Annotated in this window: 21 protein-coding genes; 14 read left to right on the plus strand and 7 right to left on the minus strand. The window is 64.2% G+C overall.

Features of this window, described 5'->3' with window-relative positions:
- Positions 1-178: 178 nt before the first annotated feature.
- A complete protein-coding gene (locus ACVJNE_RS11285; RefSeq protein ID WP_499565617.1) occupies positions 179-1,117 on the plus strand; it encodes an AEC family transporter in 939 nt (312 codons plus the stop codon).
- Here the strand turns inward: ACVJNE_RS11285 and ACVJNE_RS11290 are convergent.
- Positions 1,099-2,727 (minus strand): acyl-CoA dehydrogenase family protein, encoded by a 1,629-nt coding sequence (locus ACVJNE_RS11290; protein WP_499565619.1) that lies wholly within the window; start codon positions 2,725-2,727, stop codon positions 1,099-1,101. The two genes, ACVJNE_RS11285 and ACVJNE_RS11290, sit on opposite strands and share 19 nt — an antisense overlap.
- Before the next feature lie 142 nt (positions 2,728-2,869).
- Here ACVJNE_RS11290 and ACVJNE_RS11295 point away from each other — a divergent pair, with 142 nt between their 5' ends.
- From ACVJNE_RS11295 to rpmG, 10 genes are all read left to right on the plus strand, one after another.
- Complete coding sequence (locus ACVJNE_RS11295) at positions 2,870-3,835, plus strand: aspartate carbamoyltransferase catalytic subunit (RefSeq protein ID WP_499565621.1); 966 nt, start codon at positions 2,870-2,872, stop codon at positions 3,833-3,835.
- On the plus strand, positions 3,832-5,118 hold the full coding sequence (locus ACVJNE_RS11300) for a dihydroorotase (RefSeq protein WP_499565623.1): 1,287 nt from the start codon (positions 3,832-3,834) through the stop codon (positions 5,116-5,118). The genes ACVJNE_RS11295 and ACVJNE_RS11300 overlap by 4 nt, the downstream gene beginning before the upstream one ends.
- A 27-nt stretch (positions 5,119-5,145) precedes the next feature.
- Entirely contained in the window at positions 5,146-5,736 is a 591-nt protein-coding gene (plsY, locus tag ACVJNE_RS11305; protein ID WP_499565624.1) for a glycerol-3-phosphate 1-O-acyltransferase PlsY, read from the plus strand.
- Positions 5,733-6,869 (plus strand): DNA-processing protein DprA, encoded by a 1,137-nt coding sequence (gene dprA, locus ACVJNE_RS11310; RefSeq protein WP_499565626.1) that lies wholly within the window; start codon positions 5,733-5,735, stop codon positions 6,867-6,869. The genes plsY and dprA overlap by 4 nt, the downstream gene beginning before the upstream one ends.
- A gap of 447 nt (positions 6,870-7,316) precedes the next feature.
- Positions 7,317-9,920: a type I DNA topoisomerase gene (gene topA, locus ACVJNE_RS11315; RefSeq protein WP_499565628.1), complete on the plus strand. Its 2,604-nt coding sequence runs from the start codon at positions 7,317-7,319 to the stop codon at positions 9,918-9,920.
- Between the two features lie 6 nt (positions 9,921-9,926).
- Positions 9,927-12,212, plus strand: coding sequence for a ribonuclease R (gene rnr, locus ACVJNE_RS11320; protein ID WP_499565630.1), 2,286 nt, complete (start codon positions 9,927-9,929; stop codon positions 12,210-12,212).
- A complete protein-coding gene (locus ACVJNE_RS11325; RefSeq protein ID WP_173193529.1) occupies positions 12,212-12,637 on the plus strand; it encodes a DUF983 domain-containing protein in 426 nt (141 codons plus the stop codon). Before rnr ends, ACVJNE_RS11325 begins: the two co-directional genes overlap by 1 nt.
- Positions 12,638-12,662: 25 nt before the next feature.
- Positions 12,663-13,397 carry an NUDIX hydrolase gene (locus ACVJNE_RS11330; protein ID WP_444725806.1) on the plus strand — a complete coding sequence of 245 codons (735 nt, stop codon included), beginning with the start codon at positions 12,663-12,665 and terminating at the stop codon, positions 13,395-13,397.
- Between the two features lie 27 nt (positions 13,398-13,424).
- Complete coding sequence (locus ACVJNE_RS11335) at positions 13,425-14,630, plus strand: MFS transporter (protein WP_499565632.1); 1,206 nt, start codon at positions 13,425-13,427, stop codon at positions 14,628-14,630.
- Between the two features lie 102 nt (positions 14,631-14,732).
- The gene (rpmG, locus tag ACVJNE_RS11340) at positions 14,733-14,900 is read left to right on the plus strand and encodes a 50S ribosomal protein L33 (RefSeq protein ID WP_173191344.1); all 168 of its coding nucleotides are present in this window, start codon (positions 14,733-14,735) and stop codon (positions 14,898-14,900) included.
- A gap of 449 nt (positions 14,901-15,349) precedes the next feature.
- Here the strand turns inward: rpmG and ACVJNE_RS11345 are convergent, their stop codons facing one another.
- Positions 15,350-16,726, minus strand: a complete 1,377-nt coding sequence (locus tag ACVJNE_RS11345) for a PleD family two-component system response regulator (RefSeq protein WP_368803016.1) — start codon at positions 16,724-16,726, stop codon at positions 15,350-15,352.
- Entirely contained in the window at positions 16,726-17,097 is a 372-nt protein-coding gene (locus ACVJNE_RS11350; RefSeq protein WP_173191340.1) for a response regulator, read from the minus strand. Before ACVJNE_RS11350 ends, ACVJNE_RS11345 begins: the two co-directional genes overlap by 1 nt.
- A 194-nt stretch (positions 17,098-17,291) precedes the next feature.
- Between ACVJNE_RS11350 and ACVJNE_RS11355 the strand changes: the two genes are divergently transcribed.
- Together ACVJNE_RS11355 and ACVJNE_RS11360 are read left to right on the plus strand one after the other, a co-directional pair.
- On the plus strand, positions 17,292-17,576 hold the full coding sequence (locus tag ACVJNE_RS11355; RefSeq protein WP_173191338.1) for a DUF3572 domain-containing protein: 285 nt from the start codon (positions 17,292-17,294) through the stop codon (positions 17,574-17,576).
- Positions 17,573-18,229, plus strand: coding sequence for a hypothetical protein (locus ACVJNE_RS11360; RefSeq protein ID WP_499565635.1), 657 nt, complete (start codon positions 17,573-17,575; stop codon positions 18,227-18,229). Before ACVJNE_RS11355 ends, ACVJNE_RS11360 begins: the two co-directional genes overlap by 4 nt.
- 23 nt (positions 18,230-18,252) lie before the next feature.
- On the opposite strand, the gene ACVJNE_RS11365 is transcribed toward ACVJNE_RS11360, so the two are convergent.
- Positions 18,253-18,855: a GNAT family N-acetyltransferase gene (locus tag ACVJNE_RS11365; protein ID WP_499565637.1), complete on the minus strand. Its 603-nt coding sequence runs from the start codon at positions 18,853-18,855 to the stop codon at positions 18,253-18,255.
- 79 nt (positions 18,856-18,934) lie between these two features.
- Here ACVJNE_RS11365 and ACVJNE_RS11370 point away from each other — a divergent pair, with 79 nt between their 5' ends.
- Positions 18,935-20,263 carry a DNA polymerase IV gene (locus tag ACVJNE_RS11370; RefSeq protein WP_499565639.1) on the plus strand — a complete coding sequence of 443 codons (1,329 nt, stop codon included), beginning with the start codon at positions 18,935-18,937 and terminating at the stop codon, positions 20,261-20,263.
- 16 nt (positions 20,264-20,279) lie between these two features.
- Here the strand turns inward: ACVJNE_RS11370 and ACVJNE_RS11375 are convergent, their stop codons facing one another.
- The 3 genes from ACVJNE_RS11375 to cckA all read right to left on the minus strand — a co-directional run bounded on the left by ACVJNE_RS11375 (position 20,280) and on the right by cckA (position 24,309).
- Entirely contained in the window at positions 20,280-21,053 is a 774-nt protein-coding gene (locus tag ACVJNE_RS11375) for a L,D-transpeptidase (RefSeq protein ID WP_499565950.1), read from the minus strand.
- A 220-nt stretch (positions 21,054-21,273) separates the two neighbouring features.
- The gene (locus ACVJNE_RS11380) at positions 21,274-21,612 is read right to left on the minus strand and encodes a hypothetical protein (RefSeq protein ID WP_499565641.1); all 339 of its coding nucleotides are present in this window, start codon (positions 21,610-21,612) and stop codon (positions 21,274-21,276) included.
- Between the two features lie 102 nt (positions 21,613-21,714).
- Positions 21,715-24,309 (minus strand): cell cycle histidine kinase CckA, encoded by a 2,595-nt coding sequence (gene cckA / locus ACVJNE_RS11385; protein WP_499565642.1) that lies wholly within the window; start codon positions 24,307-24,309, stop codon positions 21,715-21,717.
- Positions 24,310-24,530: the final 221 nt, after the last annotated feature.

The raw sequence follows: 24,530 nt of genomic DNA on the forward strand, positions 1-24,530 counted from the left end.
CTGGACGCTGGCCGCGTTAACCGCAATTGAAACCATTCGTTAAGGTTAACGTGCGGGCTTGAGGGAGCGTTTATCCCCTGGTGGGCTATCAGGCTTGTGCCGCTGCCACGCTTTACAGGGCGGATGACGCTGCCTATGCCGGGGGTCTATCCCTCCTGTCCGGTCCGCCTTGCCTGCCATGCTCGCCATCTTCGAAAGCATCCTCCCCATCTTTCTCATCATCGTGCTGGGCAATCTCCTGCGCCGCACGTCGATCACCAGCGACGACGGCTGGCGCGGACTGGAACAGGTCAGCTACTGGGTTCTCTACCCCACCCTGCTTTTCGCCACGATCATTCACGCGGACTTCTCGGGATTGCGGCTCGACGCGATGCTCATCGCGCTTCTGGCCACGATCGCGATCATGGCAGTGCTGGTGCTGGGGAGCTGGCCGCTGTGGCGGCCCAGCGGCGCTGCGACGCCCGGTGAGTTCTCGTCCATGTTCCAGAGCGCGCTGCGCTGGAACGGCTTCATTGCGCTTGCCGTTGCACAAAAACTGTTTCCGCCGGCCGCGAGCGCCGTGGTCGCGCTAGCCATGGCCGTCATCATCATCCCGCTCAATGTGATGTCGGTCGCCGTCGTCGCGCGCTTCGGCAGCAGGGATGCGGACTGGGGAAAGGTCATGCGTGCGACGGCGACCAACCCGCTCATCGTCGGCGTCGCAGTCGGCATCGTGTTGCGCTTCCTCCCCGGCGGCCTCTACGCCCCGCTTGACGACGCGATCGGGCTCATCGCCTCGGCCGCCATCGGCATGGGGCTGATCTCGGTCGGCGCCGGCCTGCGGCCCGCCGACATGTTCCGGCCCCGGCTGGCGATCTGGTTTCCGGTCGTGCTCAAGCTCGCAGTGCTTCCGGCCATTCTCTGCCTGATCGGCTACGGGCTCGGCGTGCGCGGCCCGGAACTCGTCTATCTGGTGCTGTGCGGCTCGGTGCCAACCGCCATGAACGGCTACATGCTCGCTCGCCAGCTCGGCGGCGACGCCGAGTTCTACGCCGCGGTCACGACGCTGCAGACGGTGCTGGCGGTGCTCACGATGCCGGCAGCGCTCGCCATCGCCACTCAGCTCAGCTCGGGATAGAGCGTATCCACGATGACGCGCGCGTCGTGGCGGGCGTCCAGCATGCCGTAGGTGGTGCGCCACTGGCCGGCGAGGCGTGATTCCACGAACGCATCCGCGATCTGCCCTGCCCCCTGCCTGCGAAGCTCCGCAGCCGCCGCCGAAATGGCAAGCTGCTCGGTCAGGATGCGGGCCGAACCTTCGTCCGAGCTTGCCACCTGCAAGGCCGCGCGCAGCACGCCCACGGTGCCCTTGCCAGCCGGTCCAAGGTCCCGGCCGATACCACCCAGCACTTCGTCGAAGAGCTGCGGCGCGCGGCGCAGGACGCGCAGCACGTCGAGCGCCATGACGTTGCCCGAGCCTTCCCAGATCGCGTTGACCGGCGCCTCGCGGTAGTAGCGCGCCAGCGGCGCTTCCTCCACATAGCCGTTGCCGCCCAGGCATTCCATCGCCTCGTAGAGCAGCGACGGCGCGATCTTGCAGACCCAGTATTTGACCACAGGCGTCATCGAGCGCGCGAAAGCCGCCTCGCCCGGATCGTTGGCCGCTTCGTCGAAGGCGCGCGCCAGCCTCAGCGACAGCGCGGTCGCGCCGGCCACGTCGAGCGCCATATCGGCCAGCACGCGCTGCATCAGCGGTTGCTCGAACAGCGGTGTGCCGAAGGCATGGCGATGGCGCGTGTGATGGACGGCTTCGGCAAGACCGGCCCGCATCAGGCCGGCATTGGCCACGGCGCAGTCGAGCCGCGTCAGCGTCACCATGTCCATGATGGTCTTGATGCCGGCGCCGGGTTCGCCGACCATTTCGGCGATAGCACCTGAAAACTCGACCTCGGAAGAGGCGTTGGAGCGATTGCCGAGCTTGTCCTTGAGGCGCTGGAAGTGCAGCCCGTTGTCGGACCCGTCACCGAGTATGCGCGGCACGAGGAAGCACGACAGGCCCTCGTTCGCCTGCCCCAGCATCAGGAAGGCGTCCGACATCGGCGCCGACATGAACCATTTGTGGCCGGTGAGCCGATAGAAGCCGCCACCGGCGCGCTCGGCGCGTGTGGTGTTGGCGCGCACGTCGGTGCCGCCCTGCTTCTCCGTCATGCCCATGCCGAGCGTCAGGCCGGTCTTCTGCACCGGCGGCTTCTGGCTCTGGTCATATTTGCGCGTCGTCACCCGTGGCGCCCACTCGCGGAACAGCTTGGTGTTCGCCATCAGGGCGGCCAGCGACGCGCTCGTCATGGTGATGGGGCAAAGATGCCCGCATTCGAGCTGCGCGGTCAGGTAGAATCGCGCCGCGCGCACCTGATGGCGCTTGCCGCTCTCGGCCGGGTTGTTCTCCCACACCGAAGAATGTAGGCCGACAGCCACCGAACGGCGCATAAGCGCATGATAGGCCGGATGAAACTCGACGAGATCGATGCGCCGACCCTGCCGGTCGTGCGTCCTGAGCTTCGGCGTTTCCGTGCTCGCGAGCCGGGCCAACTCCTGCGCCTCGGCCGAACGCACATAGCGGCCGATCTGGTCGAGTTCGCGCCGAACCGGCTCCGAATAGGTCTCCGCCAACTGGACCAGCAGCGGGTCGGCGCGCCACGCGCTCGTCCCGGCCAGCGGCGGACTTTGGTTCAGTACCTCATGCGTCAAGTCGTCAACTCCGGGATGAGACGATTCCAGAAGGATGCCTCACAGTTACAGGCAAAACGCCCATGGTTGCGAGGAAATTCCGGTGGATGCGCGCAAGCGCGCTTGCGGCGTCGCCCACCCTTGCCTATAGCACGGCTTTGATATGACCGAGCGCGCCGCCTTCCCGCTTTTTCCGCACCGCCACCTGCTCGGCGTCAAGGACCTGTCTCCTTCCGATATTGAATTGCTGCTCGATCGCGCCGACGAAGCCGTCGCGATTTCGCTGCAGTCGGAAAAGAAGACGTCGACGCTGCGCGGACGGACCCAGATCAACCTCTTCTACGAAGCTTCGACCCGCACCCAGTCGTCTTTCGAACTGGCCGGCAAGAGGCTCGGCGCCGACGTGATGAACATGTCGGTGTCCTCGTCGTCGGTGAAGAAGGGCGAAACGCTCATCGACACGGCGATGACGCTCAATGCCATGCGGCCGGACATCCTCATCATTCGCCACGCTTCGGCGGGCGCTGCGGCATTGCTGGCGCAAAAGGTCGGCTGCTCCGTGGTCAATGCGGGCGACGGCGCGCACGAGCACCCGACGCAGGCGCTGCTCGACGCGCTGACGATCCGCCGGGCGCGCGGCAAGATCGCGCGGCTGACCGTGGCGATCTGCGGCGACGTGCGCCACTCGCGCGTTGCACGCTCCAACATTCTTCTTCTCAACGCTCTTGGCGCGCGGGTCCGTGTGGTCGCCCCCTCGACGCTGCTACCCGCGGGCATCGGCGAGATGGGCGTCGAGGTCTTCACAACGATGAAGGAAGGTCTTGCCGGCGCGGATGTCGTGATGATGCTGCGGCTGCAGCGCGAGCGCATGGAGGGCGCATTCGTACCGTCGGTGCGCGAATATTTCCGCTACTACGGGCTCGATGCCGAGAAGCTCAAGGCGGCAAAAGACGATGCGCTGGTCATGCACCCCGGCCCGATGAACCGCGGCGTCGAGATCGCCTCCGAAATCGCCGACGGACCGCAGAGCGTCATCCAGGAACAGGTGGAGATGGGCGTCGCCGTGCGCATGGCGGTGATGGAGGCGCTGCTCGACCCACGCCGCAACCCGGAAGGGCAAGCGGCATGAGCGTCACGGTCTTTCACAACGCCCGCATCGTCGATCCCTCTCGCAGTCTGGACGAAACCGGTACCGTCATCGTCGACGGCAGCACGATCAAGGCCGCCGGTGCCTCGGCGCTTAATCAGGGCACGCCCGAGGGCGCGGAGGTCGTCAATTGTACCGGCAAGGCGATCCTGCCCGGCCTCGTCGACGCACGCGTCCACATCGGAGAGCCAGGTGGCGAGCATCGCGAAACCATAGCGTCGGCGAGTGTGGCAGCGGCGACAGGCGGCGTTACCTCCATCGTCATGATGCCGGACACCGATCCAGTCATAGACGACGTGGCGCTGGTCGAGTTCGTGCTGCGCACGGCCCGCGACACGGCGATCGTCAACGTCTTTCCGGCCGCCGCCGTCACACGCGGCCTCAAGGGCCGGGAAATGACTGAATTCGGCCTGCTGCGCGAGGCTGGCGCCGTCGCCTTCACCGAAGGCCGGCACACAATCGCCAATTCGCTCGTGATGCGCCGCGCGCTGACCTATGCGCGCGACTTCGGCGCGGTCATCGACCATGAAACGCAGGATCCCGACCTGGCGGCCGCCGGCGTGATGAACGAAGGGCTGTTTGCGAGCTGGCTGGGCCTGGCCGGCATTCCCCGCGAGGCCGAGGCGATCCCGCTCGAGCGCGACCTCATGCTCGCACGGCTGACGCGCAGCAACTATCACGCAGCCAAGATTTCGACGGCGATGTCGGCGGCGGCGATCGCACGTGCCAAGGATGACGGCGCGGCGGTGACGGCTGGCGCATCCATAGCCAGCCTGTCGCTCAATGAGCACGACGTCGGCGAATATCGCACCTTCTTCCGGCTATCCCCGCCGCTGCGCGCCGAGGAAGACCGGCTCGCCATGGTGGAGGCGCTGCGCGACGGCACGGTGGACATTCTGGTGTCGTCGCACGACCCGCAGGACGTCGACACCAAACGCCTGCCCTTTGCAGATGCGGCTTCCGGCGCGATCGGGCTCGAGACGCTGCTGGCGGCAGCGCTGAGGCTGCATCACAACGGTGATGTGCCGCTGATGCGCCTTGTCGATGCGATTTCGACTGCACCCGCCAAACGCTTCGGCCTGCCGGGCGGCACGCTTGCGCCGGGCGTACCGGCCGACCTGATCGTGGTCGATCTGGACGAGCCGTGGCTCGTTCGCGAGCAGGACATCCGGTCGCGGTCGAAGAACACCTGCTTCGAAGGCGCGCGCCTTCAAGGCAGGGTCTTGCAAACGCTCGTTGCTGGCCGCACAGTCCATCGGCTTTGAACTGACAGCTCGCCGGGAGGGGGAAGGTTGACCCTGACGTCCGTCATCATCGCGCTCGCATTCGGCTATCTGCTCGGGTCGATCCCGTTCGGACTGCTGATCACGCGCGCCGCCGGCCTGGGCGACGTGCGCAAGATCGGCTCCGGCAATATCGGCGCGACCAATGTGCTTCGTACCGGCAACAAGAAGCTGGCGGCGCTGACCCTGCTCCTCGATGCGCTCAAGGGCACGGTTGCGGTGCTTATTGCGGCGCGCTGGGGGCTGGAACCCGGAATAGCCGCCGGCATCGGCGCCTTTCTCGGCCATCTCTTTCCGGCATGGCTCGGCTTCAAGGGTGGCAAGGGTGTCGCGACCTATCTCGGCGTGCTGATCGCCTTTGCCTGGCAAGGCGCGCTGGCTTTCGCGGCTGCATGGCTCGCGGTGGCGTTCCTGTCGCGCTATTCGTCGCTTGCCGCGCTTGTCGCCGCCGTCGTCTCGCCGGTCGCGTTCTACCTGCTTGGCCTGCCCGCTTATGCCGCCGCCGTCGCCCTCATGAGCGTGCTGGTCTTCATCAAGCACCGCGCCAACATTTCCAGATTGCTTGCCGGCACGGAATCGAAGATCGGGGCGAAGGGATGAACGACGCGCCGTCGGCAGGCCCCAGGCTTTCCGACCGGCAGCGGCTCCACTGGCTTCGCCTGATTCGCACCGAAAATGTCGGGCCTGCCTCCTTTCGCGACCTCATCAATCGTTTCGGATCGGCCGAAGCGGCAATCGCCATGCTGCCGGAACTTGCGTCGCGCGGCGGCGCGAAGCGGCAATCGCGCATTCCATCCGAGCAGGAAGCGGAAGCCGAACTGGAGGTTGCGGAGCGCTACGGAGCCAGGTTCGTTGCAGTCGGCGAGGCCGACTATCCGCCGATGCTGCGCCGCATGGACCTGCCGCCACCGATCATCGCGGTGAAAGGACAAGCAGCCATCGGCCACATGCCTGCAATCTCCATCGTCGGCGCACGCAACGCTTCAGCGGCGGGCGTGCGGATGGCGCGCATGCTTTCCGGCGAGATCGGGCGGGAGGGCTACGCAATCGTGTCCGGACTGGCGCGCGGAATCGACGCCGCTGCGCATACCGGCAGTATCGGCACGGGCACCATTGCAGTCCTTGCCGGCGGGCTCGACCGCCCCTACCCGCCGGAGAATGTCGGCCTAGCCGCCGAGATCGGAGAGCGCGGGCTGCTGATAACGGAAATGCCCTTCGGCTGGGAGCCGCGCGCCCGCGACTTTCCACGCCGCAACAGGCTCGTCGCGGGCCTCGGCCTCGGACTTGTGGTCGTGGAAGCAGCGATGCGGTCCGGCTCGCTTATCTCCGCCAGGCTGGCGGGCGAAATGGGCCGCATCGTCTTCGCCGTTCCCGGTTCGCCGCTCGATCCGCGCGCGGCCGGGGCCAACGGGTTGCTCAAGGACGGCGCGTCGATAGTCACCGAGGCGCGCGACGTGCTGGACGTTCTGGCGCCGCTGGCCGGATCACCGTCCATCTCGCCCGTGTCACCGCTCGAGGAACCGCCCGACTTCTCCACGCCCCCGCCAGACGACAGCGACCGTACGCGCCTCATGGAGGCGCTTGGTCCGGTGCCGACGCCGATAGACGAGATCATTCATCACACGGGGCTTCACCCGGCGCAGGTGTTTCTCATCCTACTGGAACTTGACCTTGCTGGCAGGATCGAAAGGCACAGCGGTGGCTGGGTTTCGCTGCTCGCCGCCGACCCGTAAGGGACGATCGCCGCGGATGATGTCGCTGACTTCCACGTAGGCCATCTCTATCAGATACGCCAGCATGTCACAGCGTTCGGCCTGCGCCATCGTTCGCATCTGGCCAAGCATGGACTGCATATAGTCCAGCGTATCGGTACGTCGTCGGTTGAGTTGCTGTTGCATCTACTACCCCGTTTCGCACATTTGCCAGGGCCTGCCGCAGCCCGTGGCTACGCGGTTGCATGATTTCGTCAAAGCAACCCTTGCGTTAATTAGAGGCTATTCAATTTATCTAAAATTGCAACGGGTCACGTTGCATTTTCTGGTTGTATTTCAGTCCGGCCATTTGGTGAAATACCCCAAGGGCCTTGACCGGACAGCAAAGCACGGCCATGTGACGGGCTGTTTTTTCGATTGTTTGAGCGGCGCGGAAGCTATCTGCGCCTTGGGGAAATACGCCAGCACATGGACGTCGTCGTCGTCGAATCGCCTGCAAAGGCCAAGACAATCAACAAATATCTCGGCTCGAACTACAAGGTTCTGGCCTCGTTCGGCCATGTCCGGGACCTTCCGGCCAAGGACGGGTCGGTGCGGCCTGACGACGACTTTTCCATGTCGTGGGAAGTCGATGGGCCCTCGTCCAAGCGGCTTGGCGATATAGCCAAGGCGATGAAGGAGGCCGACAGTCTCATCCTCGCAACCGACCCGGATCGCGAAGGCGAAGCCATCTCCTGGCACGTGCTTGAGGTGCTTCGGCAAAAGAAGGCGCTGAAGGACAAGCCGGTGAGCCGTGTCGTCTTCAATGCGATCACCAAGAAGTCGGTGCTCGACGCGATGGCGAACCCACGCGAGATCGACGCGCCGCTGGTCGACGCCTATCTGGCGCGCCGGGCTCTCGATTATCTCGTCGGTTTCACGCTGTCGCCCGTCCTGTGGCGCAAGCTGCCGGGCGCACGTTCCGCCGGCCGCGTCCAGTCGGTCGCGCTGCGTCTCGTCTGCGACCGAGAGGCCGAGATCGAGCGCTTCGTGCGCGAAGACTACTGGCAGATAGGAGCGCTGCTCGCGACGCCGCGACTGGAAGACTTCGAGGCGCGCCTGACCGCGTTCGAAGGCAAGAAGCTCCAGAAGCTCGACATCAAGAGCGCGGAACAGGCAGCCGACATCAAGGCCATGCTGGAAGGTGCGGCGTTCAAGGCGCTTTCCGTCGAGGCCAAGCCGACCCGGCGCAACCCGGCGCCGCCCTTCACGACGTCCACCCTGCAGCAGGCCGCATCTTCGCAGCTTGGCTTCTCGGCATCGCGCACCATGCAGGTGGCGCAGCGGCTCTACGAAGGCGTTGAGATCGGCGGCGAAACCACCGGCCTGATCACCTATATGCGTACCGACGGCGTGCAGATGGCGCCCGAGGCCATCGAAGCCGCCCGCTCGATGATCGGCGCGGAATACGGCGACAAATACCTGCCCGAAAAGCCGCGGATCTATTCCACGAAGGCCAAGAACGCCCAGGAAGCGCACGAGGCGGTACGCCCCACCGACTTCCGCCGCTCGCCCGCCGAGGTCCGCAAATATCTCGAGCCGGACCAGGCGCGGCTTTATGAAATCATCTGGAAGCGGGCGATGGGCAGCCAGATGCAGCCAGCCGAGATCGAGCGCACGACGGTCGAGATCGAGGCATCGAACGGCTCCCGCACGGCCAATCTGCGGGCCATCGGCTCGGTGATCCGCTTCGACGGGTTCCTGGCGGCCTATACCGAGCAGAAGGACGAAGACGCCGAGGACGAGGACGCGCGCCGCCTGCCCGAGATCAAGCCGGGCGAGACGCTGTCGCGCAAATCGGTGACGGTGACCCAGCACACGACCGAACCGCCGCCGCGCTATTCCGAGGCTTCTCTCATCAAGAAGATGGAAGAACTCGGCATTGGCCGGCCTTCAACCTATGCGGCCACGCTGAAGACCCTCGAAGACCGCGACTACGTGGCCATCGAAAAGCGCCGGCTCATGCCGCAGGCCAAGGGACGGCTGGTCACGGCTTTCCTGGAAAACTTCTTCGAGCGCTATGTGGAGTACGACTTCACCGCCGCACTCGAGGAGAAGCTGGACGAGATTTCCGACGGCAAGCTGTCCTGGAAGGACGTGTTGCGCGACTTCTGGAAGGACTTTTCCGGCCACGTCGACGAGATCAAGGAACTGCGCGTTACAGAGGTGCTGGACGCGCTCAACGAAGAACTGGCACCGCTGGTGTTCCCGGAGCGGGAAGACGGCTCCAATCCGCGCATCTGCCCGAAATGCGGCAACGGCAACCTGTCGCTCAAGCTTGGCAAGTTCGGCGCCTTCGTCGGCTGCTCCAACTACCCGGAATGCGGCTACACGCGCCAGCTAGGCGAAGCGGCGAACGGTAATGGCGAGGGTGGTGACGGCGGCGACCGGCTGCTCGGCAAGGATCCCTACACCAACGAAGAGATCGTACTGAAGAGCGGCCGCTTCGGTCCCTATGTCCAGCGTGGCGAAGGCAAGGAGGCCAAGCGCTCCAGCCTGCCCAAGGGCTGGACGCCGGACACGATGGATCATGAAAAGGCGCTGGCGCTGCTTTCACTGCCGCGTGACGTCGGCCAGCATCCGGAGAGCGGCAAGATGATCTCGGCGGGCCTCGGACGCTACGGCCCATTCGTGCTGCACGACGGCACCTATGCCAATCTCGAATCGATCGAGGACGTTTTCTCCATCGGCCTCAACCGCGCCGTGACGGTCATTGCCGAGAAGAAGTCGAAATTCGCCAACGGCAAGGGTCGCGCGACGCCGGCCGCACTGAAGGAACTCGGCGATCATCCCGACGGCGGGCCGATCACCGTGCGTGACGGACGCTACGGCCCCTATGTCAACTGGGGCAAGATCAACGCGACGCTGCCCAAGGGCAAGGAACCAACCTCGGTCACCGTCGAGGAGGCGCTGGAGCTGATCGCGGCCAAGGGCGGCGGCACGAAAAAGGCGTCTGGCAAGAAGACGGCTGCGAAGAAGCCGGCAGCGAAGAAGAAGCCTGCGGCCAAGAAGTCCGCGAAGAAAGAGGAATAAGGCGACTTGGCGAAGCGCATTCCCGGCAGCAAGGGCGGTGACGCTTCGCGCAGCTTTCGCCCCTCGCGTGAGGACATCCTCCGTTTCATCAAGGAAAACCCCGATCAGGCCGGCAAGCGTGAGCTTGCGCGCGCGTTCGGCCTTAAGGGCCCGGATCGTGTCTGGTTGAAGGACCTGCTGGGCGAATTGCAGGACGAGGGGCTCCTGGAAAAGCGGGCCAAGCGCTTTACCCGCCCCGGCGCGCTGCCGCATGTCGTGGTGCTCGACATCTTCTCGCGCGATGCCGACGGCCTGCTTCTGGCACGCCCGACCGAGTGGCCGGAGGCAAATGGTACCGCCCCGACCGTTTCGATCCGCCCAGGCCGCGCCGACAAGGCGCGCGTGCCGGGCGTTGGCGAACGTGTGCTGGCCAAGGTTTTCCCTGCCGAGGAGGCAGGCGGCCCGGCCTACACCGGCCGTGTGATGAAGTTGTTCGAGAAGCGGCGCGAAGCCGTTCTCGGTGTCTTCCGCAAGCTACGCGACGGCACGTTCCGTATCGAGCCGGTCGAACGGCGCCAGGCTGAGCTCATCGTCGATCCAGACTACGCCGCCAACGCGAAGAGCGGCGACCTAGTCGAGGTAGAGCAGGTTTCGAGCGGCCGTTACGGACTGCCGAAGGCCAAGGTACTCACCGTGCTCGGCTCGCTGGAAAGCGAGAAGGCGGTCTCGATGATCGCCATCCACGCGCACGACATTCCCCACATCTTCCCGCCAGAAGTGCTTGAAGAGGCGGAAGCCGCCAGGCCAGCGACGCTCCAGGGCCGCGAGGATTTCCGATCCCTGCCGCTTCTCACCATCGACCCCGCCGATGCCAAGGATCACGACGACGCGGTTCATGCCGAGCCCGATACGGACGAGAAGAACCTGGGCGGGCATATCGTCACCGTCGCGATCGCCGATGTCGCAGCCTACATCACGGTTGGCTCGGCGCTCGACCGCGAGGCGCTGAAGCGCGGCAACTCCGTCTATTTTCCGGACCGGGTCGTGCCGATGCTGCCCGAACGCATCTCGAACGATCTCTGCTCCCTGCGGGAAGGCGAAGATCGCCCTGCCCTCGCCGTGCGGATGACGTTTTCCGCCGAAGGGCGCAAGATCCGGCACAGTTTTCACCGCGTCATGATGCGCTCGGTCGCGAAGCTCGCCTATACGCAGGCGCAGGCCGCCATCGACGGCACAACCGACGACAAGACGGCGCCTTTGCTGGAAACGGTGCTGCGTCCGCTTTGGGACGCCTATGCTGCCCTGCGGCGTGGCCGCAACGAGCGCGCGCCGCTGGAGCTCGACCTGCCGGAGCGCAAGATCCTGCTCAAGGAAGACGGAACCGTCGATCGCGTGATCGTGCCGGACCGGCTGGATGCCCACAAGCTGATCGAAGAATTCATGATCCAGGCGAATGTGGCGGCCGCCGAGACGCTGGAAGCAAAACGCCAGCCGCTCATCTATCGCATCCACGACGCGCCGTCGCTCGCCAAGCAGGAATCGCTGCGCGAGTTCCTGCAGACGATCGGGCTCTCGCTGGCACGCGGCGCGCAGATGAAGCCGTCTTCCTTCAACGGCATATTGTCGCGGGTGTCTGGCTCCGATCAGGAAGCGCTCGTCAACGAAGTGGTGCTGCGCACACAGAGCCAGGCCGTCTACGCGCCGGAGAATATCGGTCATTTCGGCCTCAACCTGCGCCGTTATTCCCACTTCACTTCGCCGATCCGCCGCTATGCCGATCTGATCGTGCATCGCGCCCTGATCGGTGCGCTGGGCCTTGGCAAGGAAGGCATTTCCAAGGGCGAGGAAGAGCGTCTGGAGGAGATTTCAGCGCTGATTTCGGCAACCGAACGCCGCGCCATGGCGGCAGAACGCGAAACGGTGGACCGGCTGATTGCGGCCCATCTCGCCACGCGCGTCGAGGAGGCGTTTCACGGCCGCATCTCCGGCGTCACCAAGGCGGGACTATTTGTCCAGTTGCCGCAATACGGTGCCGACGGCTTTATCCCGGTGTCGTCACTGGGTGACGACTACTATATGTTTGACGAAGCCGCGCGCGCGCTTTTCGGTGAACGCTCGGGCAAGGGCTACCAGCTCGCCGATTCTGTGGAGGTGAAACTGGTGGAAGTGACGCCGCTGGCAGGCTCGATGCGCTTCGAGATGCTGAGCGAGCCGAAGCCCCTGCCCGGTTCGAAGCAATCCTTCCACAAGGCGCGCCGTGGCAAGTCGCAATCGCGCCGCACGCAGAGCCGTGGCCGCGCAAGGAGACGATGATGGAACAGCAGGTTTTTGGCCGCGCCGCGACGAACGACCGCCAGCTCATGCGCGCCATGGCGCGCGGCTTCATGGGCCGCTGCCCGCATTGCGGCGAAGGTCGTCTCTTCGGTCGCTTCCTGAAAGTTGCCGATCGCTGCGATGCCTGTGGCGAAGAGTATCATCATCACCGCGCCGACGACCTGCCGGCCTATCTGGTGATCTTCATCGTCGGCCATATCGTCGTTGGTGCATTCATGGGTGTCGAGCGCATGGTCGAGCTTTCGACCTGGCAGCACCTGGCGATCTGGACGCCGCTGACGCTCATTTCCACCATTGCGCTGCTTCAGCCCGTCAAGGGCGCGGTTGTCGGGCTACAATGGGCCCTGCGCATGCACGGCTTCTCCGGCCGTCCAGACGCGCTGGAAACGCATCCGGAACTCTGAAGACGTGGTGAGAGAGGGTCGGGCCATGGAAGGCATGACGCGCGCTGAAGTCGACAAGGTCGAGAACAAGGATTTCGCGCTCGGCGCGGGCCCCAAGCGGCCGCGTGATGCTGCGACGCTGATCCTGCTCGACCGGGACGGGCGTGACGTGCGCGTGCTCATGGGCCGGCGCCATATGCGCCACGCCTTCATGCCCGGCAAGTTTGTGTTTCCTGGCGGCCGGACCGATCCCGCCGACAGCCGCATTCCCGTGGCTGCCGGCCTTCACCCTGAAGTCGAAAGCAAGCTGGTCAACGCCCGCACAACAGTGGCTCGGGCGCGTGCGATCGCCATGTCGGCCCTGCGCGAGACATACGAGGAAGCCGGCCTTCTGATCGGCCGCAAAGGCGCCTTCGAGACGGGCAAGGCCGACTGGGCGGGTTTTGCGGAAAACAGTGTCTGTCCGTCGCTCGACAGGCTTCGTTTCATCGCACGCGCCATCACGCCCCCCGGCCGCGTCCGTCGCTTCGACACGCGCTTTCTGGCCGCCTTCAAGGACGATGTGGCGGTCGAGCTGCCGGATGGCGGCCCGACAAACGAACTGGAAGAAATCGTGTGGCTGCCTATCAGCCAGGCCAAGGAAGCCGACATTCCCGCGATCACGCGCACCGTGCTGGGCGATCTCGAAGCGCAGTTGAAGGAAGATCCCGAGCTTTCGCCCGGCTGCCCGGCGCCGTTCTACTACATGCGTCACAACCGCTTCTGCCGCGACGTCCTCTGACCCCTCCCACAATCGCAGGTGACCCCCATGGCGACTGCGCCGGCCGCTCCGCAGCATGAGCCCGAAGTCGCTATGCGATGGCTCTCGATAGGCGCGGCGATCGCGTCGATCAGCGTCGTCGGCATCGCCATCGGCCTCGGTGTGCCGCTGCTGTCTGTCATCCTCGAATCACGCGGCTATTCGGCGACGATGATCGGCGCAAACACGGCTGTAGCCGGTATCGCCTCGATTCTCGCAGCTCCCTTCGCGACGCCGCTCGCTATCCGCTTCGGCGTGGTGCCGACCATGCTGGGCATGATCGTGGCCGGAGGGCTGGCTTTCGTGGGCTTCTATTTTGCGCCGGCCTTCTGGATGTGGTTCCCGCTGCGCGCCGTCCTGCACTTCGCGCTGACGGTTCTTTTCATCCTGTCGGAGTTCTGGATTTCCACATCGGCACCGCCTCACCGCCGCGGTCTTGTCCTTGGGCTTTATGCCACCGTGCTTTCGCTCGGCTTCGCGTTCGGGCCATTTCTGTTCTCCGTCGTCGGCTCCACAGGCTTCGCACCGTTCGGCATAACCTTCGCGCTGGTGATGCTGGCAGCGCTGCCTGTCGCCAGCGCCTGGCGGGAAAGCCCGCGACTGTCCGGTCCGGCAACCCAGGTCGCCAGTGGCTTTGCCCGCTATATCTGGATGGTGCCGATGGCCACAGCCGCCGTGCTGGTCTTCGGGGCGGTCGAAACCGGCGGTTTTGCGCTGTTTCCCGTCTATGGGTCGCGCATCGGCTATTCCGAGGCGGATGCCGCGCTGCTGCTGACCGCGGTGGGTCTCGGCAACGTCGTGCTGCAAATACCGCTGGGGCTTCTCAGCGACCGCATGCGCGACCGCAGGCATCTGCTGATCATCTGCGCTCTGGTGGGTCTGGTCGGCGTGCTGGCCCTGCCCTCGGTGTCGGGAAACTGGTATGCCAGCGCCGCAATCCTGTTTCTGTGGGGCGGCGTCGTGGCCGGCCTCTACACGATCGGGCTTGCGCATCTGGGCGCGCGTCTCTCAGGCCGCGACCTTGCGTCAGCCAACGCGGCGTTCGTGCTCTGCTACGGCATCGGTATGCTTATCGGCCCGCAGGCGATCGGCATCGGGATGGACATCGCCGGGCCAGACGGATTTGCGTGGTCGATCGCACTGTTCTTCTCGCTTTATCTCGCGCTTGCCGCTTTCAGGCTCGCGGTTCGCTCGCCTTCGGCTGATCGGGCTTGACTTTCCGCCAGTGTTCTTTATGTGTCCGCGCGAGTTTTCCGCAACCGGGCTGCCGCCCGTATCGATGCGGCGACCCCACCCTTAGGATAGCGGACAGGTAACATGGCCAAGGCTACGACCATCAAGATCAAGCTTCTGTCGACCGCCGACACCGGCTTCTTCTACGTCACCAGCAAGAACAGCCGGACGATGACGGAGAAGATGACCAAGCGCAAATACGACCCGATCGCCAAGAAGCACGTCGACTTCAAGGAAGCGAAGATCAAGTAATCTCGCGCTTTCGGATGACAGAAAAAAGCCGCCCTCCGGGCGGCTTTTTTTTGTTGGTGACTTCCGCGAGCCGACAGACAAGTATCCACACGTACCAGCATCCAACGGCTCTGAAGCGTTGGAGGGCCGTTCGTATCTCTCTCGAAGCAGTCTTATTGAGAAAAGGGGGCCGGTCGGCAGCTGGCAGCGGTACGAGGAGGCCACTTGTCGCCAGCGCCGGCCGGCCGACCCCACGGACCCAGGAGATGCGGCGGACCTGAGCATCATGGGGTGTTTGCTGGGCGTAAGCGGACAGCCCTCTGCCCGTCCGCCTTACCCAAGGTGACACTCGCTCAACAGGCCAAAGAAAGCAATAGTTTCTTAACTATCGCCGCATGCTGTTATTGATTACGGTAAATTTTTGGGAGCCATCACCGAGCGATTCGTTCCCGGCTTCTTTATCCGGCAAGTTATGCCGCGGCAGCCACCACGCGATTGCGCCCGCCGTTCTTGGCTTCGTAGAGCGCCACATCCGCACGCTTCATCATCGCCTCGACAGTATCGGGAGCGGTCGTTGCCATTGCTGAGACGCCGACGCTGACAGTGACGGGGATCGTCTTTCCGTCCGCACCGATCGAGAACGCGGTCTGCTCTATCTGTGCTCGTATCCGTTCGGCCACCTTCTCCGCGACCACGCCATCCGTATCCGGCATGACGATGACGAATTCCTCACCGCCCATCCGGCAGGCGAGATCGATGCCGCGTACGTTCTTTCGAAGCCGGCTCGCGAATTCGCGCAAGACCTCGTCACCGACGTCGTGGCCCCAGGTGTCGTTGATGGACTTGAAGCGGTCGATGTCGGCGATCATCATCGACAGCGGCCGGCGGCGGCTGCGCGCACGATCGAACAGCGTCGCAAGGTGGCTGTCCAGATAGCGTCGGTTGTGCAGGCCGGTCAGGCCATCCGTCACCGCCATCTCGATCGTCTCGGCCACGCTTGCCCGCAGGTGATCGTTGTAGCGCCTGCGCTTGACCTGCGTTGCCAGCCTGGCGATCAGCTCATGCTGGTCGATGGGGCGAACAAGGTAATCGTTGACGCCAAGTTCGAGCGCGCGCACCAGCCGCTCCTCCTCGCCTCCGTCAGCGAGCAGCATGATCGGGACGAAGCGCGTGCGATCCAGCGTACGAAGCTGCGAGCAGAGCCGAAGCGGATCGTAGCCCGCCAGGTCCGTCGAAATGATCACGCAGTCGAAGCCGCCCTCGGCGGCCTGGAAAAAGGCAGCCTGCGGATCGTCGGCAATGGACAGCGTGCATCGGCCACGCAGCATCCTGGCAATGCGCTCGCCAGCCGTCTTACGCGTCTCCACCAGCAGCACGTTCGCCTCGCCATCGGCCGCGATGTCACGGCGGCTCAGCAGCTCCTCGATGCCGATGTTACGGGTCGTCGCGGCGCGCAGGCGCAATTCGTCTGTGAGGGTCTTCAACCTCACGAGGCTCTTCACCCGTGTCATCAGTTGCAGATCGTTCACCGGCTTCGTCAGGAAATCGTCGGCGCCGGCCTCCAGGCCGCGCACACGGTCCGACACCTGATCCAGAGCGGTGACCATGACAACCGGAACGTGATGCGTTGCCGGGTCGGCCTTGAGCCGGCGGCAGACCTCGAAGCCATCCATGTCCGGCATCATCACGTCGAGAAGGACGACGTCGACCTTGCTGTTTTCGCAGATTTCAAGCGCCTCGGCGCCATTGTGTGCGACCAGCACCTCGAAGTACTCGGCCAGCAGACGCGCTTCCAGGAGCTTCACATTGGCCGGGACGTCATCGACGACAAGGATTCTCGCGGTCATCAGGCGTCGCCCAGATAGGATTTGATGGTTTCGATGAACTTGCCAACGCTAATGGGCTTGGAAATGTAAGCCTCGCACCCGCCCTGGCGAATGCGCTCCTCATCGCCTTTCATCGCGAAAGCGGTGACGGCAATGACCGGGATTCGATGCAACTCGTCATCTTCCTTCAGCCATTTTGTCACTTCCAGTCCCGAAACCTCGGGAAGCTGAATGTCCATGAGGATGAGATCGGGTTTGTGCGCACGCGCCAGATCCAGCGCCTCGAGCCCGTTGCGGGTGCGCACCGTCTCGTATCCGCTTGCTTCGATGAGGTCGCGGAAGAGCTTCATGTTCAGCTCGTTGTCCTCGACGATCATCACCTTCTTCGACATATCAGCCCTGCCCGCATGGCTTCGTTAACGCAGCCCGCCCTCGTTCGCTGCATGAAACAACGACTCTGACGGATAGCCTAACGCAATTTGATTGACGAAAGGAAAACCCAGTTGCAGCACCCGCTTGCTGCAAGCCGCCCGGTTGCGTTACAGCCTGCTTCATGTCCAGACTACCAGTCTCCCGTTTTGAACGAATGGATGCAAGCCAGGCCGAGGCGCTGGCTATTTCCGCTCTTGGCTTCGTCGCCGCAGACCCGGCCTTGCTGCCCCGGTTCCTCGCGCTTTCCGGCATCGAGGCATCGCAGATACGCCAGGCCGCGGGCGAACCCGGCTTTCTGGCGGGCGTCCTGCAATTCATACTGGCCCACGAGCCGACGCTTACCGCATTCTGTGAAGCGACTGCCACCGAGCCCACACGTGTATCGGCGGCGCTGCGTGCCCTTCCCTTCGGCGACGACCACTTCGAGGCCTCGACATGAGCAGTGTCGATCCGGAAACACTGCGCCAGATCGAGGAACTGTCGCATGACGACCGACCGCTTCTGGTTCTGGATGTCGATGATGTGCTGCTCGAATTCATCAGACCTTTCCCGCGTTACCTGAGCGAACAAGGCTACCGGCTGGACATGGGTAGCTTCCGGCTGACCGGCAATGTCTTCCACCTGGAAACCGGTGTGGCTGCCGAGCAGCGCCAGGTAAGCGAATTGCTTGGCAATTTTTTCGACAGCCAGGCGTTGTGGCAAACGTTGACCGAGGGTGCTGCCGATGCGCTCGATACGATCTCCCGCGACGCGGAGATCGTGCTCCTGACCGCCATGCCGCACCGCCATCGCGACGTGCGGCGAAAGCACCTCGACGAACTGGGCCTGCCCTACCCGCTTCTGACCACGGAGATGGCCAAGGGGCCGGCGATCCTGCGCCTGCGCGGCGAGAGCGAGCGACCGGTGGCGTTTGTCGACGACATGCCGCACAATCTCGTTTCGGCACGGCAGTTCGTGCCCGACGCACATCTGTTCCATCTGATGGCCGACAACTCGCTGCGTGCGCTGCTTCCGCCGGTAACCGACGACATTCTGGTCGTTGAAGACTGGCCGGAAGCCGGCGGACGGATCGCAGACGCGCTCGGCCTCTGATTGTCGCCGGGCACAAAAGTCCTTCAAACTTCGGCGAGTTCGATCCGCATCAGCGGACGGCCGGGCTTGCGCACCGCCACTTCCGAAAACCCCGCCTTCTCGAAGACACGCGTCGAGCCGCCGAACAGTCCGATCGAGCGCGAATCGCGCGACTGGTCGATCGGGCATGCTTCGAGCCATCGCGCACCGGAGCGTGTCGCGAAATCGATGCCGGCAGCAACCAGCCGGTGGGACAGTCCCTTGCCGCGCGCTTTCGTGCGTACGAAGAAACAGGAGATCGCCCACACGGCGGAATCGGCGGCGTCGCCCGGATCGACGGGTGCTGACACCCTTCCGGCATTGTTCCACTCCGGAACGTCGGCACGGGGGCCTATCTGCATCCAGCCTATGGCCTGACTACCCTCGATAGCCAGAAGACCCGGCGGCGGCCCTGCCTCGATACGCGCATGGATAAAGTCCTTGTTGCGCTGGCGGTCGTTCTCGCGCCGGATTGCCGGACGCAGCCGAAAATGTGTGCACCAGCACCCGTAGCACGCGCCCTGCTTTCCGAAGAGGTCTTCGAAAAGCGGCCAGCGTTCCGGTGTCAGCGGCACGATTTCCGGTTCTTCTGCCTGCAATCCGGCCATCGTCCCCTCCAGCAAATACCTTCGCGCCACCGCCTTGTTGCGACGCCGCTCATGGATTAAGATTGCGATTGTTCTTGTTATGTTCGCATCGATGCCAGCCGCTGTCAACGACCCCGAGCACGGCTTCTGCCGCGATTGCCTCGCGCCGCAGAAGGTTGCCCGCAGGCGCTGCGAAGCCTGCGGATCGCCGCGCGTTGTCCATCATGGCGAGCTCTATTCACTGTCGCTTGCGCATATCGACTGCGATGCGTTCTACGCGGCCGTAGAGAAGCGCGACCGTCCCGAGCTGCGCGACAAGCCCGTCATCATCGGTGGCGGAAAGCGCGGCGTGGTTTCCACCGCGTGCTACATCGCCCGCATTCGTGGCGTGCGGTCCGCGATGCCGATGTTCAAGGCGCTGGAAGCCTGTCCGGACGCGATCGTCATCAAGCCGGACATGGAGAAATACGTCACCGTCGGGCGGCAGGTGCGCGCGATGATGCAGGCGCTGACGCCGCTGGTCGAGCCGATCTCCATCGACGAGGCGTTTCTCGATCTCGCGGGCACGCAGAAACTGCACGGCCGCCCGCCCGCTTTGGTACTCGCTTCGTTCGCCAAACAGGTCGAGGCGGAAATCGGCATCACAGTTTCGGTCGGGCTGTCCTACTGCAAGTTCCTGGCAAAGGTCGCATCCGATTTCGCCAAGCCGCGGGGTTTCTCCGTTATCGGCGAGGCAGAAGCCGTCTCGTTCCTGGCAGCCCAGCCGGTCACGCTCATCTGGGGTGTGGGAAAGGCCTTCGCCGCCACGCTTGCGCAGGACGGCATCCGTACCATCGGTCAACTCCAGACTATGGAGCAGGATGAGCTGATGCGCCGCTATGGCAGCATGGGCATGCGGCTCTACCGGCTGTCGCGTGGGATGGACGATCGGCAGGTCCATGCCGACCATGACGCCAAGAGCGTGTCGGCCGAAACGACGTTCGACACGGATCTTGCGACCTTCGAGGACCTTGTGCCGATCCTGCGGGCGCTGTCGGAGAAGGTCTCCGCGCGGCTGAAGAAATCCGGCATCGCCGGCCGCACCGTAGTACTCAAGCTGAAGAGCGCCGATTTCCGCATCAGGACGCGCAACCGACAGCTACCGGATACGACGCGGCTCGCCGACCGCATTTTTTCGACCGGGCTGGACCTGCTGCGCAAGGAAGCCGACGGCACACGCTACCGGCTGATCGGTATCGGTGTCAGCGATTTGAGCGATGACGGACGGGCCGACCCGCCCGATCTGGTCGATGTCGGATCGAGGAAGCGTGCGATGGCCGAAGGCGCCATCGATGCCCTGCGCGCCAAGTTCGGTGGCAAAGCTGTGGAAACCGGCTACACGTTTGGCCGCGGCAGCCGGGGCCGGCCGCCACGCGCGGACGAAAGCTGAGCCTCCTTCGGATGACTCAGATGTCCATTGCCGGACGGCGCGGCTGCCCGGCGCCGGCTTGTCCCTGCGGCAAAGACGCGGCTTCACTCGCAGGCTGTACGGCCGGCTGGCGGGGGTTGATCTGCCTCGCCACCCATTCCGGCACCTGCCGCTGGGGATACATCAACGGCTCGTTCTGAAGCACGACGACGACCGTATCCACGGGGATGCGGTTGTAGAGATCGATGATGTCCTGGTTGAACAGGCGGATACAGCCCGACGATACGGCGAGGCCGATCGACCACGGCTCTGAGGTGCCGTGAATACGATAAAGCGTATCCTGGTTGCCCTGGAACAGGTAGAGCGCACGCGGGCCCAGCGGGTTGTTGAGCCCCGGCTCCATGCCACCGGCATATTGCGCATAGCGATCGGGTTCACGCGCGATCATGCTTTGCGTAGGCGTCCAGCGCGGCCACTGGGCCTTGCGGGCTACGCGTGCCGTGCCCTCGAACTCAAGGCCGGCCTTGCCGACGCCGATGCCGTAGCGCATCGCCTTGCCGCCTTCCTGCACGAGGTAAAGGAAGCGGTTGGCCGTATCGATGACGATCGTTCCCGCCGGTTCCGAGCGATGATAGTCGACCTGCTGACGGAAGAAGCGTTCCTCCACCTTGCGGATGTCGGTGGCGGGCAGCGGAAACTGTTCGTCGGGTTTGGCGCCATACATGGCAACGTAATACGGGTCGGGGCCTGCCGGAGTGACCGATTCCAGTACGGCTCCGGTCTTCGTGCATGCCGCCAGAAAAAGCGGCATCGAGGCAATGAAAAAGCGGCGGGAAAGGCGACCGGGCGTGGTACCCTTCGGATCATTATTGACACACATAAGACGGAACCTGAGACGTTGCTTGTTGTTGCCGCGCGATTAAGCGCCGAGGTTCAGTCAGTGCGTGTCAAACGTGGCCAACAGTTGGGCGAGATAGGGCGGAAAAGTGACGACCCACTTCTGTTGCATCAGAGCAACAGCGTATTTTACGTCACTCGCCTTGTGTCTCCATAACCTCTCCATAAGCGGTCATCGCAGCCGGAATTCCGGCGCCGGAGAGGATTGCCGCGGCAGCTTCGGACCTGACGGGTTCAACGCCGCCGGCATCGAAGCCCGATGAGGCTTCCTGCGCCCGCATCGATTGATAAACGCCTGCAAGCGATCCCGGGCTGATCGCCGAGATGGAGCGGAAATATGTCGGCTCACCGGCGGCTTCTCTAGATTGCGCTTTCGACTGATCGCCCTGCCGCTCAGCCGGGGGCTGCGGCGTCACGACCGCGTGGGCGGGCCGTGCTAGCGTCCCGACATAAGAAAATCCACCGACGATCATCTGCTTCCCCGCTGCGTCCGAAATGTCCCGGCAGCAGGTCTAGCGCAATCATCTCGCCACGCGGTTTATGACCCCGTGTCAGTTTGATTCAAATGCCATGCATCAGGAGTCGAGCATGTCCTTGACGGTGGTCGCCAACTGCTTGAGCGTGAACGGCTTCGGCAGGAATCCGAACTTTGCCTCCTGGGGCAGGTTCTTGGCGAAGGCGTCCTCGGCATAGCCCGACACGAAGATGAACTTGATGTCCGGCTGGCGCTTCAAGAGCTCGCCGAGAAGCGTCGGTCCATCCATCTCGGGCATGACGACGTCCGACACGACAATGTCGACGGCACCTTCCAGCTCCTCGAAGATTTCCAGTGCCTCGACGCCCGACGAGGCCTCATGCACCGTATAGCCGCGAGACGACAGCGCCCGCACGCCGCCCATGCGCACCGCGTCCTCGTCCTCGACCAGGAGCACCGTGGCCGTGCCCGAAAGGTCCTGGCTGGAGGCGGCCTTTTCCGCAACCGGCTGCCCGGTTTCGACCGCCGTGCCTTCGATCTGCGTACCCGGCTCCGGGCGGGCCTCGGCCACGTGGCGCGGCAGGAAGATGCGGAACGTCGCGCCGTTGCCCGGCTCCGACGAGCAGAAGATGAAGCCGCCGGTCTGCTTGATGATGCCGTAGACCATCGACAGGCCGAGACCGGTGCCCTTGCCGACTTCCTTGGTGGTGAAGAACGGCTCGAACACCTTCGCCAGCACATCCGCCGGAATACCGGTTCCGCTGTCCTCAACCTCGACCAGCACATAGTCGGCCGGCGCAAGCTCGCGATAGCCGAAAGACCTGCATTCGGCTTCCAGCACGTTGCGCGTCCGCACGGCAAGCTCGCCGCCATCCGGCATCGCGTCGCGCGCGTTTACCGTCAGATTCACGATAACCTGCTCGAACTGGCCGATATCCGCCTTCACAGGCCAGAGGTCGCGACCATGATCGATCGTCAGCTTGATGTCGGGTCCGGCAAGACGCGACAGGAGCATGCGCAGATCGGCCAGCACGTCGGTCAGGTTCAGCACTTCGGGACGCATCGTCTGCTTGCGCGAGAACGCCAGAAGCTGCCGCACCAGGGAGGCGGCACGATTGGCGTTCTGCTTGATGTTCATGATGTCGGGGAAGGACTGGTCCGAAGGCCGGTGATTGGCCAGCAGCAGGTCCGACGCCATGATGATCGCAGTCAGCACGTTGTTGAAATCATGCGCGATGCCGCCGGCAAGCTGCCCCACCGCCTGCATCTTCTGGCTCTGCGCCATCTGCGCCTCGAGCGCCTTCTGTTCCGTGGTTTCGACGGCGTAGACGATCGCCGCTTCCTCGGCGCCCTCGCCCGAGCCGGCATCGGCGACGGCGCTCACATAGAAACGGATATGCCGGTCCTCATTTTCCGGCAGCACGGTGTCGATGGGCGCGATATCGGCCTGGTGCGCGCGGGCGCTTGCGAGAGCGGTCTCGAAGGCTGCGCGGTCGCGCGGATGGATCACCGTTTCCAGCTTGATGCGCCGGTCGAGCATGTCCCGGTCCACGACCGTCGAGAACAGCGATAGGAAAGGCGCGTTGGTGCGCAGGATCCTGCCGTCACCATCCACGCCAGCGATCGCCATCGGCGTCGAGTTGAAGAACCGCGTGAAACGCACCTCGGAGGCGCGCAGGTCCGCGGAGGCGTCCTCGCCCTGGTTGCGGTTGAGCACGATGGTACGCGACGGGCCAGGCGCGCCTTCGCGGCTGGCGGTCACGCGGTGCATGAAGCGAACCGGCACGGCAGCGCCCGAAACCGTCGACAGATCCAGGTCGATGACGGCGTTTCGCGTCGAGCCGGGATCGGCCTTGACCGAATTGATCAAGGCCATGCCGTCGCCAGCCACTATCTGCGAAAGCGTGGTCGCACCCGGCGTGAAGCTGGCGAGGTCGATGCCCAGCCACTCGGCAAGCGTGGCGTTGATGTAGGTGACGCGGCCCGAGGCGTCGGCGGCGAAGAAACCCGCAGGCGCATGATCGAGATGGTCGATCGCCTTCTGCAGATCCAGGAAGAAGCGCTCCTGTTCGGCGCGCTCCGCGGAAATGTCGGAGATCTGCCAGGCAGACAGAGGCTGGCGGTAGCCCGGCACTTTGAATGTCCGGGCGCGCAAGCGATACCAGTGCGCGCCGGGTTCGGCGCCGGGTCGAACCGAACTGTTCAGCCGGAATTCGCCGTCGCCGGCAATGCCGTCGCGCAGTCCCGCGGCAAGCCTGTAGACGGTCGACGATGCCTCGGGGCTGTCGGAGAGAAGCCCTTCGACGGTGCGCACGTCGACCGCCGAGGTCGCGCCCGTCATTTCGGCATAAGCGCGGTTGGCGTAGATCACCCTGCCCTTGATGTCGGCGACGATCAGCCCCTGCCCCATCGTGTCGACGAAGGCGCGGGACAATTCGTCGGCGGTCGAGCGTGGCGAGACATGGATGAAGCCGACCGCCGCCGTGAACAGAAAACCGATGCCGATCATCGCGAGCACGCCGAGCAGGCCCAGAAGGAACGGTTCGCCAAGCCAGTCGCGGAAGATCGTGAAGACCACCGCCACGAAGACCAGCACAACGAAGAAGAAGATCAGCAGGCGGGCTATCGCGCCGGGGCGTGTGCTCTGGTCAACGATCGGTGCGGGGCGGGTTTCGCCGCCGGTGGGTGTCGCCATTCGTTTCCTGCCTGCCATGCCCGCGCGGCCCAAGGATCGATCCGGCATACATCATGGCTGTCGGAAACTGCAAGGGCAGCGGCGGCGCGGTCCACGCTTCATCGTCAGGTCGGCAGGTTTCGCTCAAGTTTCACCGGGAAACCAGGCCGCTGGGCATACAGCGCCGCTTGCCGCAACCAATCACCCCGTCTACTGTTTCAAACCATAGAAGCGCAGGCGGA

It is taken from the genome of Mesorhizobium sp. DxT, from assembly GCF_058448885.1.

Excerpts from the sequence above, each read along its gene's own strand:
- ACVJNE_RS11375 (WP_499565950.1), bottom strand. The coding sequence starts at position 21,053 with ATGCCGCTTTTTCTGGCGGCATGCACGAAGACCGGAGCCGTACTGGAA.
- ACVJNE_RS11365 (WP_499565637.1), bottom strand. The coding sequence starts at position 18,855 with ATGGCCGGATTGCAGGCAGAAGAACCGGAAATCGTGCCGCTGACACCG.
- ACVJNE_RS11330 (WP_444725806.1), top strand. The coding sequence starts at position 12,663 with ATGGAAGGCATGACGCGCGCTGAAGTCGACAAGGTCGAGAACAAGGAT.
- ACVJNE_RS11300 (WP_499565623.1), top strand. The coding sequence starts at position 3,832 with ATGAGCGTCACGGTCTTTCACAACGCCCGCATCGTCGATCCCTCTCGC.
- ACVJNE_RS11345 (WP_368803016.1), bottom strand. The coding sequence starts at position 16,726 with ATGACCGCGAGAATCCTTGTCGTCGATGACGTCCCGGCCAATGTGAAG.
- rpmG (WP_173191344.1), top strand. The coding sequence starts at position 14,733 with ATGGCCAAGGCTACGACCATCAAGATCAAGCTTCTGTCGACCGCCGAC.
- ACVJNE_RS11355 (WP_173191338.1), top strand. The coding sequence starts at position 17,292 with ATGGATGCAAGCCAGGCCGAGGCGCTGGCTATTTCCGCTCTTGGCTTC.
- ACVJNE_RS11350 (WP_173191340.1), bottom strand. The coding sequence starts at position 17,097 with ATGTCGAAGAAGGTGATGATCGTCGAGGACAACGAGCTGAACATGAAG.
- cckA (WP_499565642.1), bottom strand. The coding sequence starts at position 24,309 with ATGGCGACACCCACCGGCGGCGAAACCCGCCCCGCACCGATCGTTGAC.
- ACVJNE_RS11295 (WP_499565621.1), top strand. The coding sequence starts at position 2,870 with ATGACCGAGCGCGCCGCCTTCCCGCTTTTTCCGCACCGCCACCTGCTC.
- ACVJNE_RS11285 (WP_499565617.1), top strand. The coding sequence starts at position 179 with ATGCTCGCCATCTTCGAAAGCATCCTCCCCATCTTTCTCATCATCGTG.
- ACVJNE_RS11380 (WP_499565641.1), bottom strand. The coding sequence starts at position 21,612 with ATGATCGTCGGTGGATTTTCTTATGTCGGGACGCTAGCACGGCCCGCC.
- ACVJNE_RS11325 (WP_173193529.1), top strand. The coding sequence starts at position 12,212 with ATGGAACAGCAGGTTTTTGGCCGCGCCGCGACGAACGACCGCCAGCTC.
- topA (WP_499565628.1), top strand. The coding sequence starts at position 7,317 with ATGGACGTCGTCGTCGTCGAATCGCCTGCAAAGGCCAAGACAATCAAC.
- ACVJNE_RS11335 (WP_499565632.1), top strand. The coding sequence starts at position 13,425 with ATGGCGACTGCGCCGGCCGCTCCGCAGCATGAGCCCGAAGTCGCTATG.
- ACVJNE_RS11370 (WP_499565639.1), top strand. The coding sequence starts at position 18,935 with ATGTTCGCATCGATGCCAGCCGCTGTCAACGACCCCGAGCACGGCTTC.
- ACVJNE_RS11360 (WP_499565635.1), top strand. The coding sequence starts at position 17,573 with ATGAGCAGTGTCGATCCGGAAACACTGCGCCAGATCGAGGAACTGTCG.
- dprA (WP_499565626.1), top strand. The coding sequence starts at position 5,733 with ATGAACGACGCGCCGTCGGCAGGCCCCAGGCTTTCCGACCGGCAGCGG.